This window comes from Oleidesulfovibrio alaskensis DSM 16109, assembly GCF_000482745.1.
GTDB lineage: Bacteria > Desulfobacterota > Desulfovibrionia > Desulfovibrionales > Desulfovibrionaceae > Oleidesulfovibrio > Oleidesulfovibrio alaskensis.
The window spans coordinates 632,116-651,335 of the sequence record NZ_KI519494.1 but is presented as its reverse complement, the minus strand read 5'-3'; the positions used below and the strand labels follow the sequence as shown (position 1 = coordinate 651,335).

Sequence of the window (19,220 nt, the reverse complement as noted above, 5' to 3'; positions counted from 1 at the left end):
CCCGTAAAAATCTGCCCGAATGAACACTGCGGCCTGTGGCACAGCACCGCGGCCGGACAGCCGCGGCGGCCAACACCCGACGGCAGACCCGTGCAGCCGCTACTGCAGCGGGCCGGAAGAATCCTGTTCCATGACCTGCTTTCTGCGGTGCTCTTCATGCTCTGCCGCGCGCTGCAGGTCGAGCATACGGTTGAGCGTACCGCGCAGCCAGTACAGATCGCCCACCGTAAGCGGCGTGACCCCGCTGGAAACACTGGCCAGCACTGCCGCCTGTCCCGTACGGCCCAGCACCTGAAGCTGACAGACAGCCGTGCGCGGGGCAATGACGCGCAACGCCACCACTTCGCGCAGCGAAACTTCCAGACTTCTGTTACCCAGCGGGCTCAGCAGCTCCCGCACCAGCACCCCGCCGCGTACCGTTATTCTGCCGCGCCCCGTAAAGGCATGGGCCAGCCGCGCCAGCACTATGACCATGAAAAAAAACGAAATGCCCAGCGCCATGATCATCAGCGCGGGGCTGGCGTCCCCTCCCGCCGCGACGTGCGTATAGGCGGAGCCCGCACCGGCCATCAGGCTGGCAAGCACCATGAACATAACCCCCACGGCCGGCCACCCCGGCGAAAGCGGCCATTCGACTCCCTGTGCCGTTCTGCGCAGTACCGAAGCGGGTGAAGGTTCGCGCGGGGGCAGCACCACAGAGGACACGGCATCGCCCGCGGCCGGACGGTTACGGGTCCCGTCTGTTTCGTCACACAGCGCAAGCCCCGTGCGCCGGCACAGCACCGTGCACAGCCCGCGCAGCTCGGACTCGTTGAACGACTGGTCAATACCTTCATACCCGGTGTCACGCATGGCCATTTCCAGATAATAGCGTTCCCGCCCGCGACGGCCGCCCGGCGGCTGCGAGGTGATGGAAGCCCCCGCCAGACTGCGGGCCACCCTTCGTTTTGTCAGACGCAGGCAGGCGATATCGGCAAAAGGCACTGCATACATGTCCGAAGCCTGCCTGCCCAGAACATACACCATACGCTCGTCCAGATTCCATTCCAGCTGCCGCGACTGATTATGCAGCATCAAAGCCACCAGCCCCAGCACCACCCCGCCGATAATGCAGACAGCCGTAAGCGCCGGATCGCCTGCTGCCAGCACCGCGCCCCCCATCATTCCGGTGCCCAGCAAAGCCACCACCGCCACCGAGACGCGGTGCTCCGCACCGGGCCCGATGCGCAGCACCGCAGGAGAATCTTCCAGAACAATCATCGAGGCCATGCGCTCTCCCCCGTCACATTCCGCCGCATTCCTGCGGCGGCGCGTTTACAAAAAGGCCGGAGCAACTGCTCCGGCCTCCGCTTACCGATACGTTTCTTCCGCCGCGCCACTGGCAGCGCGCTGCAGGACGGCCCGCCGCACTCAGCGGGAACGCCGCTCAAATTCCTGCGCCACGTCACGCAGCACGTCCACGGCCTCGCGCAGGGCAGGTTCCACACCGGCTCCGGTCTCCAGCCTGCGGGCTATCCACATGGCAACATATACGGCGCCTTCATCGTCCAGCGCGCGCGATACGCCCGGACGGCGCAGTTCCGCTGCCAGAGCCGCTATCTTGCGTTCGCGCTCCACAATGGCCTGCTGAAACGCCTTGCCGGCGGCATCTTTATCCTTCAGGGCCTGCTGCACTTCCGCATATGGTGCATTCTGTTCCACAAGCATCTGATAGGTATGCAGCGCCTCGGCAAAAGCTGCGTTGGCGTCCAGCGTGGCACGGCGCGCCTGCAGGCAGCCCTGCACACGCCCGCCGGCATCGGGCATATCCAGCACATTCTCGGCTATGGCGGCCAGCCCCCGTATCAGGCGGCTGTAAATAGCGTACATTTCCTTTTTTTCCGCGGCGGAAAGATTCACCTCGCGGCCTCTGCGTTCACGCATGAGACCGTCGGCATGCCGCTCCACCGCCGTCATAAACTGCCCGCTGTACAAATCATACAGCCCCCGCACCATGGCCGGAGACAGCACATAGGCCAGCACGGCCTCGCGCGCCTTGCGTATGTCGTCACCCTGCCACCGGATACCGGGCATGCCCACGCCCACGTGGGTATTGAGCATTTTCACATCACGCACCACCACTCCTTCGTTAAGGGCAGTGGGGTATGTGCCGCGCGGATAATACCCTTCCACCAGCCAGCGGGCCGTATCATCGATGAAGTCAGGCCCGATGACGGAATCTTCGGAAACCGGCGGCACTGCGACCGCGTCCGGTTCCATGCCTGCTCCGGCACTGTCGCCGGCACTGTCACCGGCCATCATGCCGCCCGGCGCTGCCTGTCCGGTTCCTGCGGCCTGTCCCGCGGATACCGCGGCAGACCCTTCCGCCCCCGACCGTGAGCCATTGGCGGAAGGCAAAGCCCCCTGCACGGCCGGAGCCTCCCGGTCAGGCACGGCCTGCCGCATCTGGCCGGACGGGCCGGTCTGCCCCACAGGCGGAATGCCGCTGCCGCCGTCACGCAGCAGGAAATAGCCTGCAGCAGCAACCACAAGCACTATTACCGCCAGAATAGCCAGTCCGCCCTTCCGACGGGCCGGAGGTGTCATATCCAGAGACTGTCTTTTATCGCTCATGTATTCTCCGTAGCCTGTCTTACAGCGTTATTCTGCCCCGCGCCATCAGCAGGGCAAGTGCGGTACCCGCCACAAAGGACACCGCCAGATTGGTTGTCAGCGTCAATGTCAGCATGCAGAAAACCACAAACAACCCGCTCCGGTCCAGCACATCACGCACCGTCAGGCACAATTCGAGGCCCGCAAGCAGCAGCAGCGTGCCCAGCACGGCCAGCGGCAGCAGGCGCACCGCGTCCAGCATACCCGCTCCCAGCATAACGGAAAACAGCACAAACACAGCGCCGATGATGAGGTTTGATCCGCATGTTCTGGCCCCGAAACGATAATGTGCCGCCAGACCTCCGGCACCGTGGCACATGGGCATGCCGCCCAGCAGAAAAGCCCCGGTGCATGCCGCTCCCATGCTGTAGCAAAGAGAACGCGGTGTCACCCGCGAACTGCTTTCGGGAAAATAAGTGTGTGAAAGATCGGCATTGGCAATGACAGCGTTGCCCAGCGTCATGGGCAGCTGCGGCATGACAAGTACAGGAAGCGCATAGGCGAAATCAGCCAGCGAAGGCAACCCCAGCGGCAGCAGGCGCGGCAGATGCAGCCCGAAGGAGAAAGTGGCATCGGAAAAAACCAGCCCCAGCAGCAGACCGGATCCCACAACCACCAGCGCAGCGGGAAAACGCGGATTATTAAGCAGCAAAAGCGCGCAGGTCAGAAAAGCAAGCCCCAGAATGAGACTCCACGGCACGGGGCCCAGCCCCCCGAGCCCCAGAAAAGGCTCGCTGAGTTGCTGCTGCAGTGAATGGGTGCCCAGCATGAAGCGGACCCCCTGCGTTGCCAGCAACACCCCGGTGGAAGCCTGCACCCCCCTGATGACTGCCTGCGGAATATGCCTGCGCAATGCTTCGGCCAGATTCCACCTGCCCACAGCCAGCATACCCAGCCCCATGATAAGACAGGCAGCGCTGACCGAACCTGTGCCCACTCCTGTGGCCACAGCATAACCGCCGATGGATTTCATGGGCTGCACGGCCACGGGAACGCCGTAATAGTGACCCGCGATGATATAATACAGCCCGACCGCAAAAAAAAGTCCCATGGGATCCAGGCCGTTAACCATTATCATGCCCACGGCCAGCGGCAGCAGGGTGCCCAGATCGCCCAGCGATCCCGCCAGCTCCATCCTGTCAAATCTGTAGCGTCCCAGTTGCATAGGCAGACTCCTGCTGGAGGATTGTTTTGTGTCTTTTAACACTGTATTGCAGAACAATGAAGTATGAAAACAGGTTGCTCCGCCGCCGGCAACCACAGGGGAGCCCCGCCATGCAGTCTGCACTGGGATATGTATATGTTGCTCTGGCCGCGCTCATGTGGGCCTTTATCGGTCCGCTGGCCCAGATATGCTTTAACGAAGGCACCACCCCCATGGAGGTGGCCTTCTGGCGGTGCCTTACCGGTGCGCTGTTTTTCATGGCGCATGCTGCGGTGACCGGCCGGTGGCGCGCCGGGCTGCGTGATGCCCCCGTGTTCACGGCGTTCGGTCTGGTGGGAATAGCGCTGTTTTTCGGCTCGTATCAGATTTCCGTGCGCGAAGGCGGGGCCGCGCTGGCCTCCATAATGCTCTACACCGCACCCGCATGGGTGGCGCTGCTGGCCCGTATCTGCTTTGCCGAGGCACTTACGCCGCACAGGCTGGCTGCGCTGGCGCTGGCCATGAGCGGCACCATGCTGGTCAGTCTGTCCGGCGGCGCTGGCAGCGGGTCGGTCACGGCAGGCGTGCTGTGGGGACTTGTGGCCGGTTTCAGCTATTCGCTGCACTACGTTTTCGGCAAAACCTACCTGCACCGCTACTCGTCAGTCACTCTGTATTCCTACTGCCTGCCTGCGGGGGCACTGGCTCTGCTGCCGTGGGTCACTTTTTCGCAGCACAGTGCGCTGGGCTGGTTCGCGCTGATAATGGAAGGCTTTCTGTGCACATGGCTGGCATATCTTGCCTACTGCGCAGGGCTCAAACGGCTGGCCGCGTCGCGGGCGGCCATAGTGGCCAATCTGGAACCGGTGGCCGCTGCCGTGCTGGCGTACTGGTGGTGGAACGAGATTCTGCCGCCTGTGGGACTGGCGGGCAGTGCGCTTGTTCTTTCCGGAGTATTTGTGGTGGTGCGCGAAAAAAACACCGCGGCCACGGCCTGAGCCCCTGACGTCTGCAGAGCATTGCGGTCTGCTGTCCTCCGGTTTCTCCGGCAGCCGGCACCCGCCGCCGCAAAAACAAAAAGCCGGAGCGTATTGCTCCGGCTTTTTTTGTTTTTTCATACATCGGGCGGCGGTCAGCGCCGCATGTCGGTAATAATGGCGTTAAGATCCACAGCCAGCCGCGCAAGGTCTGAAACCGCCTGTGCCGACTGGTTCATGGCATCGGCCGTTTCCGAAGAAATGCGGCTTATCTGCTCCATGGAGCGGTTTATCTGCTCGCTGGCGGCAGACTGTTCTTCGGCGGCGGTGGCAATGGCACGCACCTGATCCGCCGTCTCCACCACCATCTGGACGATGGAATGCAGGGTACGGCCCGATTCTCCGGCCATGGCCGTGGACTGCTCCACCAGCTTCACCGCCTGTTCCGTGGCAGCCATATTTCTGCGGGTGCTTTCCTGAATGGACCCCACATAATCCACGACCTGACGGGTGGCACTCATGGTTTTTTCCGCCAGCTTGCGCACTTCATCGGCCACCACGGCAAACCCGCGTCCGGCATCGCCCGCGCGCGCAGCCTCTATGGCGGCGTTGAGGGCCAGCAGGTTGGTCTGGTCGGCAATATCTTCAATCACGTTGATAATCTCGCCTATGCCTTCCGCCTTGTCCGCCAGTCCGCCCATTTCCGTTTTCAGACTTTCAGCCTGTCGTGCAACATCGTTGATGTGGCGCACGGTATCTTCCACCACGGAAACCCCGTTCTTGGCCACGTCCTGTGCTTTTCCCGCCATTTCGGCCGCATTGGAAGCATTCCGCGCCACCTCGGTGACAGTGGCGTTCATCTGCTCCATGGCTGTGGCCCCTTCGGCAGTAAGGCTGCGCTGCTCTTCCGCGCCGGAACTGGACTGCTCCACCTGCGCCGAAAGCTCCTCGGAAGCTGAAGACACCTGTACGGCGATGGCTCCCGCAGCTTCCGCCGCGCGGGTGATGCGCGAATTCTGCTCTTCCACCAGACGCTGCTGGCGGCGGAATTCCGTCATGTCAGTACAAACGGTAAAGGCTCCCATCAGGTTGCCGTCCAGATCATATATGGGCGAGCTGTCAAGCACACTGTAGCGGGTTTCACCGTCGCGGTCGGTAAATTCCACCTCCACGCCGGTAATGGCCTTGCGGTTGGCAAGCACCTTGTGGGTAAGCGTTTCGCGGCTCACGTCGTTGTAGAAAAACTCTCCAACGGTTTTGCCCACATGCTGGTCAGGATCACCCAGTTCGCACAGACAGTCCACCATGCCTTTATTGGTGAAAGTCACATTGCCTTCCGTATCCGTAACCAGAAACGGCGTGGTCATGCCCTGCAGTATCCCGCGCGAAAAGCCCAGCTGCTCCTTGAGCTTGCCCACCATCTCGCCGAGATTGCTCTCCAGCTTGCCCAGTTCGTCCTGCGAATGGACAGTGAACTGCGTCTCCAGCTCGCCGTGGGCGATTCTGTGGCTGGCCTCGGTGATCTCCTGTACGGGCTTGATGACTGTCTTGCGCAGAAAAAAGAACACGATGCAGATCAGCGTTGCCAGTCCGCCCACAGAAAACGCCACCGTCTCAAGCACCTGACGATGGATACCCGCGACCATGGGGGTGACATCCTTGACCACCACAAGCTGCCCCAGAATGGGCTGAGACGAACCATGACAGTGGTGGCACGAATCGTCGTTGGGAATGCTGGTACTGCGGAGCATGAAGGATTTTCCGCCCTCCTTGAGCAGCAATCCCTCGTGCACGTCTGTTTTCACTGCCTTTTCGGTAAGCGCCAGCACCGAAGGGTCGGAAAAAACATCTTCCACATCCTTGCGGACTGTGCCCGTACGCGTGCTGTAGGTAATATTGTTTTTAAAATTTGTTATATACACCTGCGTATCGGGATACCGTTTTGCCAGCAGAGCGAACTGAGCCTTTGTACCGTCATCATCGCCCACCAGCATGGGACCGTCAGTTGCCAGTTTGATAAGCTCAGAAACCCGCGTGAGTGCGGTGTCCATCTGCCCCAGCATGCCGTCATACTGACGCTGGGTGGTCACACCTATAAGTATGGTGAACACCACAACGGATATGCCGGCAATAAGCGTAAGCGTCTTCAGTCCTATGGATTTACGGATGAAATGCAGCATACAGACCTCCTAGTGGGCACCGCTGGAAATCAGCGGCTTGTACCCGAATGCCTGTACGCGGCTTTCGTTGTGGCACGTTTCACAGGTTTTGATGTCCGGCTTACGGGTTATCATTTCCGGATCGCCTGTTTCCGCGTGCTGCGCTCCGGGACCGTGGCATGTCTCGCACCCCACGTCGGCCAGTTCCGGTGTGGTTTCAATGCTTACAAAACCGCCTTTACCGTGCCCTGTTGTATGACAGTCGTAGCAGCCCTCAAGCTCCTGCGGCGTAAGATCTGACGCCATAATGGACACACTTTTCCATGACTTAGCCTTTACAGAGTGTTTCTGAAACGTTTCATATTCCGTTTCGTGGCATTCTCCGCAACGCGCCGACCCGACATACGCACCCGCCACAGCCTGCTGCACAATGCACAGACCGCACACCGCAATCAGCGCCAGCAAGGCCACAGGTACAAAGCCCTTCTTCATGGTTCCTCCTGCTTACCCGCAACGCATTCCTTCCCCGCCGTTTCCCGATTGTCCACTCAAACGAACCCCCTTGACCGGAAACTGCCGGAATGCCTTCAGTTACCATCCTATCGGCTGCTATGCCAAAACCTTAACACTGTCAACTCACCACAAGGCAGGCATGTGTTTTTTCAGCAGCTGTGCACACTGCAATATCGGACAAGACAGCATAAAGCATACTTAAGGACATAATGCCAAAAACAATGCACACATCGGAAATGACCAGTACACAGTGTCAGCAATATTGAAACGACATACAACAACACCAATATATGAAAAAAAGACTGCACACTTTGCAATGCACAGCTTAATGAATTGCAAAAGCAATATATCTGTGCAGTTGAAAACCGGCACTGCACTTATGTTATATTTTATTTGAAATGAAAAAGAAAAAAAACGATGCGGAAACAATGCGGCAAAGGGCCCGGGCACTTTGCTTTCGGGCAATACATACGCAGAAAAGAGCATGCGGGATACAGGCAGGCACGCTATCTATGCGCGAACCTATTTCCGCAAACGGACCGCCCCGCGTAAAAACAATGCAGCCCTGCCGCCGGTACGCGTCCACACACCGGACGCCATTTTGCTGCCGCCTTTGACACCCGCTCCGATAACCTCGGCAGACCGCAGGGCTCCGCGGCCCACCGCCCTGCTGAACAGCGCCGCAGTTCCTCCCACGGCCGACACCGCCTGTCCCGCACCGGTACGCAACACCCGGGCGCCACCGCTCACCCCTGCACCCGTGGCATATACCGAACGCCGGACACCCCAGCCCACAGCCCGCGCGGCACCACCCATGCCGTCCGCCACACCCGCGGCGGCCTTGCGGGCTGTACGCACGCCTGCATTGACGGCTCCGGCGGCCGTATCTCCGCATACCTGCACGGCAGCGCGGCCCGTGCGCGCCAGCACCAGCCGCACGGTTTCGCCCGTTATGCCTGCCAGCATGGAAAGAGCTTCCGCCGTGGCCGTTCTGCGGTATGACCCTGCCGGCGGCAGTGTTCCCGAAACATAATTGCGCGCGAGTATACCTGTCCGCAGTGTCAGCAGGGCGTTGGCCGAACCGTCCACAAGCGAGGCAGTGACAGTGGCGGCAACGGCTTCTGCCCCGGGCAGCGCCCCCAGTGCGGAAGAAGCGACAGCGGGACCGATGATGCCTCCCATGGCTTCTTCACCGCCCAGATCTTCCATACCGGCGGCAAGAAAAGACGTGACGGCAACATTGGAATACAGCGACAGCATTTCCGCGGGGGAGGGACGCTGGTTATACAGCGCGCTCACACGCCAGACCAGCCGGCACAGCACCACAAACACGATAAGAGAATCAAGCCTGCCGTTCTGCGACACGGCAGTTCCGGTAAAAACCTGACGGGCTGCGCTGCGGATCATCTCATCAGCCTCGTGGCCCAGCAAAGCCAGCGCCGCATCGGCATCTTCACGGCTGTGCACACTCACACCGCGTCCGCGCAGAAACGCATTATCACCCAGCCTGCGGACCAGCTCGGCCCTGTATTCCTCCAGCTGCAGTTCATCGGGCTCTGCTGGCAGCACAAGAGCACGGGGCCGGAAAAAAGGGGCAACAGCATACCACAAAGCCCACGCCACGGCAGACACTGCCGCACCGCCGGCCCACGGCCCCAGCCCCTCGTGCATGCGCTCGGCCATATCCCACACTGCGGAAACAGCTCCCCACAGGTAGATGGCAAAAAGCACAAGCAGCAGTATCCCGGCCACCATGAAAAAACGCTTCAACACAGACAGCATGACATTCCTCCTGCCGGCGGAATCAGCCGCCACACCGGCAGCTGTCGATTACGGCAATTACTATCTAGTGCCTCTCAGGCAGCAGGCAAGTCAAACACCACCGATACCGGCGGGCAACCGGACGCCGCATCTCCCCGAAAAAAATATCACTTCAACATAGCTGTTGTGAAATTAGATGGTTATACCCCGACACTTCAATCCGGAGGCACGTGTAACTGGCCTTGAGACCGTCATACAACAAAAGCTTAAGAAAAAAGACGTACCGTGCGAGCCAGTGGAGGGTGTTCCATCTGCAATTCAACAGCAGAATCTTCATACAGGCAGTGAGAAAAGCTCCATGCAGGGCTTGTCTCCCCACAACAACTTCCGTCAAGCGCCACGTCAGAGCTACCGTATTTCTGAAAAGCAGCCTCACAAACGCCCATCTTACGGCAGAATTCGACAACTTTGGTGCCTGTTTCTGCTTGGCAAAGTGCAGCAAAACGCCCCTCTGGAACGACAAAAGGCTTACCAGATGAAAATCTGGTAAGCCTTTGATTTTGTGGCGGAAGGGGAGGGATTCGAACCCCCGGAGAGCGCAAACCCTCAACGGTTTTCAAGACCGCCGCATTAAACCGGACTCTGCCACCCTTCCGCGATATGAACTGCCATACGGCAGGAGTCGTCATATACAGCCGTGGCGGCAAAAGTGCAACCCTGTTGTCACACTGCCCTGCAGTTGCCGTATCAGCTTTTGCGCCGGGCCTGCAGGTGCCGGATAATCATACTGCGCAGATTGTCGGAGTTGATGGGCTTACCTATGTAATCGTCCATTCCGGCTTCAAGAAACTGCTCTCTGTCGCCTTTCATGGCGTGCGCCGTCATGGCAATAATAGGCACATCACTGGGGGTCTTCATACCCGTGGCAGCACGCACGGCGCGGGTCGCCTCCATGCCGTCCATGGCGGGCATGGCTATGTCCATCAGCACCAGATCAAACCGTGACCGCGTGAGTGCGGGAACCACCTCGCTGCCATCAGTCACGCTGACAGATTCGTACCCCTGCTTTTTAAGAAATTTTTCGATAAACATCAGATTCATGGGGTGATCTTCCGCCACAAGAATCCGCCCGCGCACCGGCGCAGGTTCTGCTGTGCGGCTGCGCACCCGTACGGGTTCCTCGTCCAGCACGGCTACGCCGAACCGTGCGGAGAACACAAAAGTACTGCCTTCTCCCGGCGTGCTGCGCACTTTGATGTCGCCGCCCATAAGACCGGTCAGGCGTTTGCAGATGGCCAGCCCGAGCCCGGACCCCTGATGTCTGCGGGTAAACGACGCATCGGCCTGGGCAAAACTGTCGAAAATACGCTCCTGATGTCTCTCCAGAATGCCGGGACCGGTATCCTGCACGCTGAACTGCAGCAGAACATTCTCCGCTCCGCGCTCCAGCACTTCCACACTCAGCACCACCTGCCCCTGATCGGTGAACTTGAAAGCATTATCAAGCAGGTTAACCACAATCTGCCGCAGACGCAGCGGGTCACCGGACAATCCGTCCGGCACGTCGGGGGAAATGTTGATGGCGAACTCAAGGTTCCGTTCAGCGGCACGGTGCACAAACATGGTATGCAGTGAAGAAAGACGCTTGCTGAGACGGAAGACCTGCTGATCCAGCTCCACCATTCCAGCTTCGATCTTAGAAAAATCCAGAATATCGTTTATCAGCGAAAGAAGGGCTTCCGCAGAATTCTGCACTGCTTCGAGGTACTCCCGCTGCTCTTCATCCAGACTGGTTGTCATGGCCAGATCAAGCATGCCCAGCACGCCGTTCATGGGGGTGCGTATCTCATGGCTCATGGAAGCCAGAAATTCACTTTTCGCCCTGTCGGCAGCCTCGGCGGCCTCTTTTGCCACGCGCAGTTCGCGCTCCAGATTACGGGTGGCGGTCACATCGCGCACATATTCGGCCACCATGGTCACATCACCCTGCCCGTCACGCACGGGAAACACAGTAATGGAGCGAAAACTCTTCATGTCGGGGTTGTACATTTCCACAACACGCTGTTCGCCGGAATCGAACACATCGGGAATATAACAGTCTTCACAGTTGCGGTCGCCGTGGAAATGGCACTGATAACAGCGCAAACCGTGTTTGGTTCCGCCATGATGCTGCCAGCAGTCCTCGTTGGGCTTGCAATTGCTGAACATGACATTGCCGTCTCGGTCATGCACCGTCAGCATGTCGGGAATGGCTTTCAGAATATCCTTAAGCATCTGCCGCTCATGCAGCAGTTCCTTTTCACGCTGGCGCAGGCGCAGAATCTCCGCCTCCAGCGAACGGGAATCAGCGCCTTCGCCACAGGCCGCTATCGCTCCGCTTTCAGTCATCTCCTGACGTGATGCCATGTGTGTTTCCGCCTTCTGTTTGAAATCTGACAGCAGGGTTCTACACCATACGTACGCAACTGGGCAACTCGCCGGCCGGAATTCTCCTGACAGACCCGACGCTTTGTTCTTCAAAAGTCTTTGCTCTTCATGTATGCAGGGGCAAGCCATGCCTCGCGGCATGCCATACTTCCCGCCAGCATAGGAGTGGTTGATGGAGTTCATCCGGACAGAATTTCCGGGGCTGACATGTATCCGTCCACGGGTTTTTCATGACAGCAGAGGCTTTTTTCTGGAGTCATTCCGGGCACGCCTTTTTGCAGAACAGGGCCTGCCGGAAGAGTTTGTACAGGACAATCATGCCTGTTCTGCACAGGCAGGCGTGGTGCGCGGGCTGCACATGCAGCTGCCCCCCGCGGCGCAGGGCAAACTGGTATGGGTGACGCGGGGCAGCGTGTTTGATGTGGCGCTGGACCTGCGCACGGGATCACCCACATACGGTAAAGCCTACACAGCGGTGCTCAGTGCCGCAAACTTTCTGCGCCTGTTCATTCCCCGGGGCTTCGCGCACGGCTACATGACACTGGAACCCCACACCGAGTTCCAGTACAAAGTCGATGCCTATTACGCTCCGCAGGCAGAAGCCGGAATACGCTGGGACGATCCGGACCTTGATATCCCGTGGCCGGACATGGAAGCGGTGCTGTCTCCCAAGGATGCGGAGCTGCCCCGCCTGTGCGATTTCGCCTCCCCTTTTGTCTATGTTCCCTGAAACACAGGAGTACAGAAGCTATGAGTGAATCAGCCCCCTCTTCCGCCATGGAACGCTGCCACGCCGTCATTCTTGCAGGCGGTTCGGGCACGCGCCTGTGGCCTCTTTCCCGCGCGCTGTTTCCCAAGCAGCTGCTGGCGCTGAACGGTGAGCTTACCCTGCTGCAGCAGACAGTGAAACGCGCTCTTGATATTTTTCCCCCGCAGCGCATCCATATAGTTACCAACGAAGAGCACGTTTTCGAGGTTCGCGCACAGGCAAAAGCCCTGGATGCGGCGCTGGAAGACAATGTGCTGGCCGAACCCATGATACGCAACACTCTGCCGGCCCTCATGCTGGGGCTTAACGCCGCCATGAAGCAGGATGCCGCCCCCCTGCTGGCGGTCTTTCCTTCAGATCATATGATCCACAACGCCGCCAGCTGGCAGCGTGCCGTGCAGGCAGGGGCGGAACTGGCCGCACAGAACCACTTTGTGACGTTCGGCATACCTCCGGCACATCCGGAAACTGGTTACGGATACATTCATCGCGGCGCCCGCATAGCAGACGGCTGTTACGCCGTTGAGGGCTTTGTGGAAAAGCCTCCCAGAGAAAAAGCCGAAGAATTTCTGCGCGGCGGTATGCATTTCTGGAACAGCGGCATGTTTGTGTTCAACGGCGAAGACCTGATAGCCGCACTGGAGACCTACCAGCCTGCGCTTGCCGCGTGGTGGAACACCCGCACCGCCACGTCATTGCGTCAGGGCTACAGTGCCATCCCCTCGCTTTCCATCGACTACGGCATTATGGAGCACGTTTCGCGCATCGCCGTGGTTGAAGCGGACTTCGGCTGGGACGATCTGGGAAGCTGGGAAGCCATTTTCCGGCTGGGAGAAAAAGATGAACAGGGCTGCGTTGTTCAGGGCGACGCCATGGCCATTGACTGCGAAAACAGCCTGCTGCTGTCACGCGGGGGCAAGCTGGCGGCCATAGGGCTGAAAGATGTCATTGCCGTGCAGACGCGGGACGCAACCCTGCTGTGCGCCAAAGACCAGGTGCAGCGCGTGCGCGAGGTTGTCTCGCGCCTTAAGGCCGAAGGCAGCCCTCTGACGGAAGTGCACCTGACTGTGCACCGCCCGTGGGGCAGCTATACCGTGCTTGAAGAAAACGCCGGCTACAAAATCAAACGCATTGCCGTACACCCCGGCGCGCGGCTGTCGCTGCAGCGCCATTATCATCGCAGCGAACACTGGGTAGTCATTCAGGGAACGGCCCTTGTGCAGGTGGGGGACAAGGAAATGCTGCTTTCGCAGAACCAGTGGGCCGAGATACCTGAAACCGCTGTTCACCGTCTGACCAACCCGGGACGCATCCCGTTGGAAATCATAGAAATACAGACAGGGCCATATCTGGAAGAAGATGACATAGAACGCTTTGAAGACGTGTATGGCAGGCCCAAAGGAGGTAAGAACAAATCTAATTAAATCGTCATGTTGAAAAAACACATCCGGTAGTTCGTGAATTTTTTCACCTTGACACCCTTTTACCCTGTCGCGTACTAGTTCAACGTGGCAAGTGTGGGCATTTGTTATTCATCTTTCAAATAGCTAAGAGGCGAAGGGTTATGGAGGACAGGCATTTAGACAGTTCAGGCGACGGTAAATCCCGTTGCTGCCGCGGTAGTGCGGCCCCCTTCTTCGTCGGTCTGGTAGTTGCGCTCATCTTCGGGTGGTGGGTGTTTCCCGGAATGCTGTACAGCCAGAAGCATCAGCCGGTACGGTTCAGCCATCCCGTCCACGTGGAAAACGTGGGCATGGCCTGTTCCGACTGTCATTACTTCCGTGAAGACGGCACCTTTGCAGGTTTGCCCACCACGGAGGAATGTGCTTCCTGCCATACAGACGTCATGGGCTCCGACCCGGAGGAAGAACGCTACGTCGAGGAATATGTGACCCCCGGAAAAGAGGTCAAATGGCTGGTCTATCAGATGCAGCCCGACAACGTCTTCTTCAGCCATGCCGCGCACAGCGAAGAAACGTGTAACCAGTGTCACGACTTTTCCACGCGCGAGCTGTGCAACCAGTGTCACCCCGATGTCGCCGGAATGGATGATCCGCCGGTGTACAAAGAAAACAAGCTGACCAAGTACAGCTCAGAAACCATGAAGATGTGGGAATGCGAACGGTGTCACGCCCATCCCGACCATTACGGTGTGACCCGCTCCAGCAACGCATGCTTCGTGTGTCACAAGTAAAAAGGGGTGTGGTGTAATGGCACTGGATAGAAGAGGATTCATGAAGTTCGTCGCAGGCGGCACCGCCGGTATCATGGCTTCGCCCCTGCCCTGGAAACTGCTCGATGACGTGAGCATCTGGACGCAGAACTGGCCGTGGATTCCGCGTAACATCGACGGAACCACAGAGTTTGTTCATACCGTCAGCAAGCTGTGTCCTTCTGCCGTCGGCATGAAGGTCCGCACAGTATCTGGGCGTCCGGTACGCGCTGTAGGCGACCCTGACCATCCGCTGAGCCTTGGCGGCATATCCGCCGTAGCCGCTGCGGAAGTGCAGATGCTGTACAGCCCCGCCCGCATGAAGCGCCCCCTGCGCAGAGCTGCGGACGGTGCCTATGTGGCAATCACATGGGATGAAGCGCTTGCCATGCTCGAAGAGCAGCTGAGCGCCGTAAAAGGCTCCGGCGATAAGCTGGCCTGCCTTTCCGGCGACGATAACGGCACCATCAACGAAGTGCTTTCCGGCCTGCTGGCCAAAGCCGGTTCGTCCAACTTTTTCCTTATGCCCGGCGAGGCACAGCCCGCACAGCGCGCATGGGAACTGATGGGCGGACAGGGCCAGCCCGGCTATGACTTTGAAAACAGCGATTATGTACTGGGCATAGGGGCCAACATCCTCGAATCATGGGGACCGGCCATCCGTCACCGTCACTTTTTCTCCGTGGCGCATCCGCACGGCGAAGAACCCGCGGTGCGTTACGTCTATGCCGGTCCCGTGCAGAACAATACCGCGGCAGGCGCCGACCAGTGGCTGCCCATCAAACCCGGAACCGAAGCTGTCTTCGCTCTGGGGCTTGCCCATCTGCTCATTAAAAAGGGCGCCGTGGCCAACGTGCCCGACTTCGGCGATTTCCGCGCATACACAGCAGAATTCACCCCCGCCAAGGTGGCCAGCCTGACCGGTGTCGATCCCAAAGCTCTTTCCAGAGTTGCGGACGAACTGGCCGCGGCATCGCGCCCGCTGGTGGTCACCGGTTCTGAATTCGATCAGGGCGCAGGCGCCGCTACGGCCATGGCCGGTTTTGCGGTCAACCTGCTGCTGGGTGCCGCCTCCGTCAAGGCGCTGCCCGTGGCTGACAGTGCCGTGCAGGGTGCCATGTCGCGCGCCCGCATGCTCCGTCAGGACTTCATCGCGTACCTGTCGCGCATCAACGCGGGTAAAGCCCCGGCACCGCAGGTACTTATTGTCCACGAAGCCAACCCCGCCTATGCTCTGCCGCAGGCGGACGATATGGCCAAGGTGATGGAAAAGATTCCCTTCAAGGTATCTTTCTCCACCTTCCTTGATGAAACAGCCATGATGTGCGATCTCGTGCTGCCCGTTCCCATGGGCATCGAGCGTCAGGATGATGTGAATACGCCTTACGGCTGCGGTCAGGTGACGTACTGCATGGCGCAGCAGGTCATCGAACCGCTGGTGGACGCCCGCCCCGCAGGGGATGTGCTGCTTTCCACCGCGGCCCGGCTGGGCATGGATCTGGGGCACAGATCATTCGAAAGTGTTCTGAAGGCCAAAGCAGCGGCCATAGGTGCCAACTACCGCAAGGTTTCCGCCGGTACGCCCTATGTCAGCAAGGCTGCTCTGCCCCTTACAGGACTGGCCCTGCGCCCCGATGTGCTCAAACAGACCGTGAGCCTGAGCAGTCCGGCAGAACCCTTTGCCATCGCTCCTGTTCACAAGCTGAACATAGGCACCAGCAACACCGCCACCCCGCCCTTCAACACAAAAACCATCCGCCGCTGGGAACTTCAGGGCGACGAGTTTTATGTGATGATGAACGCGGCCACAGCGCGCAAGCTGGGCGTTAAGCAGCATGACGCCGTTTCCCTGTCCAACAAGGACGGCTCCATCCGCGCCCGTGTGAACATATTCGAAGGTGTGATGACCGATACCGTGGCAGTGCTGCTCGGTTTCGGACACACGGCGTTCGACGAGTTCAGCAAGGGCAAGGGTGCCAACGTCATGCATCTGCTTACAGCAGGATTCGAGCCGGTTACCGGACTTTCTGTCTGGAACCGCGCCGGCGTGAACATTGCCAAAGCATAAGGGAAGTACGTCATGTCCTCTAAAAAGGAATTCAAAATCAAATGGGGTATGGCAATAGACCTCGATAAATGCACGGGCTGCGGCGCGTGCATGGTCGCCTGCCAGGCAGAAAACAACATTGCCCCTGCTCCGGACGCAACCAACAAGCTGAAAACGCTCAACTGGCTTGTGGTGTACGAGCTGTCCAACAAGAAACCGTTTCCCGACCACGATGTGGCATACCTGCCGCGGCCCTGCCAGCAATGCGGCAACCCGCCCTGCGTTTCGGTATGTCCTGTTATCGCCACCGACAAAAACGAAGAAGGCGGCATAGTCAGTCAGGTAACCCCCCGCTGTATCGGCTGCCGGTACTGCATGGCCGCCTGCCCCTACCATGCCCGCTACTTCAACTGGTACGATCCCATCTGGCCGGAAGGCATGGAAAAAACACTGACGCCCGATGTGTCTGTAAGACCCCGCGGCGTAGTGGAAAAATGCACCTTCTGCCATCATCGCATGATGGCTGCCAGAGACAAGGCAAGAGTGGAAGGGCGTGATCCCGATGCACTGGAAGATGGCGAATACATCACCTCGTGCACCGAGGCATGCCCCAACGGTGCCATAGTGTTCGGCGATCTGCTGAACCCTGACCACAAGGTGTATGAACTGTCGCGCAGCAAGTACGCCTTCCGGCTGCTTGAACGTCTGGGTGCCGACACGCAGGTGTACTACCTCAGCCGTCGCGAATGGGTCCGCCGTCTTGGCGACAACTATCTTGAACACGAAAAGGTCAAGGGGTAGCTCTCATGGAAAAGAACTACGATCTTCCCGTTGATCACGAGCTGTTCCCCGAGGGAACCAAACGCTGTTCCTTCAGCAAGTTCTCCGTATGGATGGCTGTCGTGGGTGTGGTGCTGGCGTGGGGCGTATACGCCGCCTTCCGCGTACTGCGCTACGGTCTTGGCGAAACAGCTCTTGACGACTACTTCGGTTTCGGCCTGTGGATCACCTTTGACCTTGCGGTCATCGCTCTGGGTGCCGGCGCGTTTTTCACCGGATTACTGCGCTACATCCTGAACATTGATCCGCTCAAACACATCATCAACCTTGCAGTTATCATCGGCTTTATCTGCTATTCCGGCGCCATGCTTATTCTGGTGCTGGATATCGGGCAGCCGCTCAGGGCATGGTTCGGCTACTGGCACGCCAACGTCCATTCCATGCTGACAGAAGTTATCTTCTGCATCACCTGCTACTGCATCGTACTGATAATTGAGTACATTCCCCTGATTCTTGAACAGCGTCAGCTGAACAAGATCCCCTTCCTGCATCATCTGGCGCACAACCTTCACGTTGTCATGCCGCTGTTTGCAGGTGTGGGCGCATTCCTTTCCACGTTCCACCAGGGTTCGCTGGGCGGTATGTACGGCGTGCTTTTCGGCCGCCCCTACGTACTGCGTGACGGGTTCTTCATCTGGCCGTGGACATTCTTCCTGTTTGTCATTTCCGCAGTGGGCTCCGGTCCGGTGTTCACCGTGCTTGTGGCCACGCTGATGGAAAAAATGACCGGCAAAAAACTGGTCAGCTGGGAAGTGAAGTCCCTCATGGGCAAAATAGCCGGTACCATGCTGGCTGTGTATCTGGTATTCAAGTTCGCCGACACATGGGCATGGGCTACCGATGTTCTGCCCCGTTCGGGTCTGACATTTGACCAGAACTTCTTCGGCACCATTTACGGCAAGTGGCTGCTCTGGGCCGAGCTGGGCCTGTGCGGGGTCATTCCTGCCATCATGCTGCTTACCCCCAGTCTGCGCAACCGTCCGGGCCTGTTCTATACGGCTGCCATTCTGGACTGCGTGGGCATCACCATCAACCGTTACGTCTTCACCGTTCAGGCGCTGGCCATGCCGGTCATGCCCTTTGACACGTGGGAAACGTACAACCCGAACTGGGCCGAGTGGGGAGCCAGTGCAATGGTCATCGCGTACGGTGCCATCATCCTGAGCCTCTCCTACCGCTATCTGCCTGTTTTCCCCCAGGAAAAGAAGCTGAACGCGGAATAGTCATGTCGAATTGAAAGCTTGAAGTCAGGCGGAGCGGGGTTGTCCCGCTCCGCTTTTTTATGCACAGCAAACGGTCTGCAGCGACAAAGTTTCATCATCACCACGTCCTCCGGCCCCTCACCTTGGCGCCTCCATGCCGTTCAGGGCATGCATCGACATCCTCCAACGAAGTGCGTACCTGCAGACAACACTGCGCGGGCAAAACAGGAGTATCCACCGCTGCAACGCAGCAGCTACCGGTCCTGTCTGTTCCGTGGCCACACAGTGCCGGACCACCGCCCAAGACCGCCGGTTTGGCGCAGGCTGCAGCGGGGCATAGAAAAAAGCACGCCCGTCGCAACGATGCTGCCCGCACACAGACACTGGTTGATAACAATGAGATGCAGAGCAAGGCGGGGTTTAAAAATCCCCGCATATGAAGGAAACCGGTGACGGAAGGCACGCATGGGAGTGGAAAGGGCATGCGGTGCCGCAACACCGAGACGGCTTGAAACAT

Annotated in this window: 14 protein-coding genes and 1 tRNA gene; 7 read left to right on the top strand and 8 right to left on the bottom strand. The window is 58.9% G+C overall.

Annotated features, from left to right (window positions below; translation table 11 throughout):
* Positions 1-99 precede the first annotated feature (99 nt).
* The 3 genes from H586_RS0115070 to H586_RS0115060 form a co-directional block, all read right to left on the bottom strand.
* Positions 100-1,269 carry a hypothetical protein gene (locus H586_RS0115070; RefSeq protein ID WP_011368649.1) on the bottom strand — a complete coding sequence of 390 codons (1,170 nt, stop codon included), beginning with the start codon at positions 1,267-1,269 and terminating at the stop codon, positions 100-102.
* 141 nt (positions 1,270-1,410) lie between these two features.
* A complete protein-coding gene (locus H586_RS0115065; RefSeq protein ID WP_027182456.1) occupies positions 1,411-2,613 on the bottom strand; it encodes a hypothetical protein in 1,203 nt (400 codons plus the stop codon).
* Positions 2,614-2,632: 19 nt separating this feature from the next.
* The gene (locus H586_RS0115060) at positions 2,633-3,817 is read right to left on the bottom strand and encodes a putative sulfate/molybdate transporter (protein WP_011368651.1); all 1,185 of its coding nucleotides are present in this window, start codon (positions 3,815-3,817) and stop codon (positions 2,633-2,635) included.
* Positions 3,818-3,927: 110 nt separating this feature from the next.
* Here H586_RS0115060 and H586_RS0115055 point away from each other — a divergent pair, with 110 nt between their 5' ends.
* A complete protein-coding gene (locus H586_RS0115055) occupies positions 3,928-4,794 on the top strand; it encodes a DMT family transporter (RefSeq protein WP_034619343.1) in 867 nt (288 codons plus the stop codon).
* A gap of 134 nt (positions 4,795-4,928) precedes the next feature.
* Here the strand turns inward: H586_RS0115055 and H586_RS0115050 are convergent, their stop codons facing one another.
* The 5 genes from H586_RS0115050 to H586_RS0115020 form a co-directional block, all read right to left on the bottom strand.
* The gene (locus tag H586_RS0115050; RefSeq protein WP_027182454.1) at positions 4,929-6,953 is read right to left on the bottom strand and encodes a methyl-accepting chemotaxis protein; all 2,025 of its coding nucleotides are present in this window, start codon (positions 6,951-6,953) and stop codon (positions 4,929-4,931) included.
* A gap of 9 nt (positions 6,954-6,962) precedes the next feature.
* Positions 6,963-7,424: a cytochrome c family protein gene (locus H586_RS0115045; RefSeq protein WP_011368654.1), complete on the bottom strand. Its 462-nt coding sequence runs from the start codon at positions 7,422-7,424 to the stop codon at positions 6,963-6,965.
* A 543-nt stretch (positions 7,425-7,967) separates the two neighbouring features.
* Positions 7,968-9,227 carry a DUF697 domain-containing protein gene (locus H586_RS19495; RefSeq protein WP_051364051.1) on the bottom strand — a complete coding sequence of 420 codons (1,260 nt, stop codon included), beginning with the start codon at positions 9,225-9,227 and terminating at the stop codon, positions 7,968-7,970.
* Positions 9,228-9,769: 542 nt separating this feature from the next.
* Positions 9,770-9,861, bottom strand: a tRNA-Ser gene (locus H586_RS0115025).
* A gap of 92 nt (positions 9,862-9,953) precedes the next feature.
* Positions 9,954-11,612: a response regulator gene (locus H586_RS0115020; protein WP_011368705.1), complete on the bottom strand. Its 1,659-nt coding sequence runs from the start codon at positions 11,610-11,612 to the stop codon at positions 9,954-9,956.
* Between the two features lie 193 nt (positions 11,613-11,805).
* On the opposite strand from H586_RS0115020, the gene rfbC reads away from it, so the two are divergent.
* From rfbC to qrcD, 6 genes are all read left to right on the top strand, one after another.
* A complete protein-coding gene (gene rfbC / locus H586_RS0115015) occupies positions 11,806-12,363 on the top strand; it encodes a dTDP-4-dehydrorhamnose 3,5-epimerase (protein WP_011368706.1) in 558 nt (185 codons plus the stop codon).
* A gap of 20 nt (positions 12,364-12,383) precedes the next feature.
* The gene (locus tag H586_RS0115010) at positions 12,384-13,826 is read left to right on the top strand and encodes a mannose-1-phosphate guanylyltransferase/mannose-6-phosphate isomerase (protein ID WP_011368707.1); all 1,443 of its coding nucleotides are present in this window, start codon (positions 12,384-12,386) and stop codon (positions 13,824-13,826) included.
* Between the two features lie 140 nt (positions 13,827-13,966).
* Complete coding sequence (gene qrcA / locus H586_RS0115005; RefSeq protein WP_011368708.1) at positions 13,967-14,596, top strand: menaquinone reductase multiheme cytochrome c subunit QrcA; 630 nt, start codon at positions 13,967-13,969, stop codon at positions 14,594-14,596.
* Between the two features lie 16 nt (positions 14,597-14,612).
* The gene (gene qrcB, locus H586_RS0115000; protein WP_027182451.1) at positions 14,613-16,682 is read left to right on the top strand and encodes a menaquinone reductase molybdopterin-binding-like subunit QrcB; all 2,070 of its coding nucleotides are present in this window, start codon (positions 14,613-14,615) and stop codon (positions 16,680-16,682) included.
* Between the two features lie 12 nt (positions 16,683-16,694).
* Positions 16,695-17,462: a menaquinone reductase iron-sulfur cluster-binding subunit QrcC gene (gene qrcC / locus H586_RS0114995; protein WP_011368710.1), complete on the top strand. Its 768-nt coding sequence runs from the start codon at positions 16,695-16,697 to the stop codon at positions 17,460-17,462.
* Between the two features lie 5 nt (positions 17,463-17,467).
* On the top strand, positions 17,468-18,724 hold the full coding sequence (gene qrcD / locus H586_RS0114990; protein WP_011368711.1) for a menaquinone reductase integral membrane subunit QrcD: 1,257 nt from the start codon (positions 17,468-17,470) through the stop codon (positions 18,722-18,724).
* Positions 18,725-19,220 lie beyond the last annotated feature (496 nt).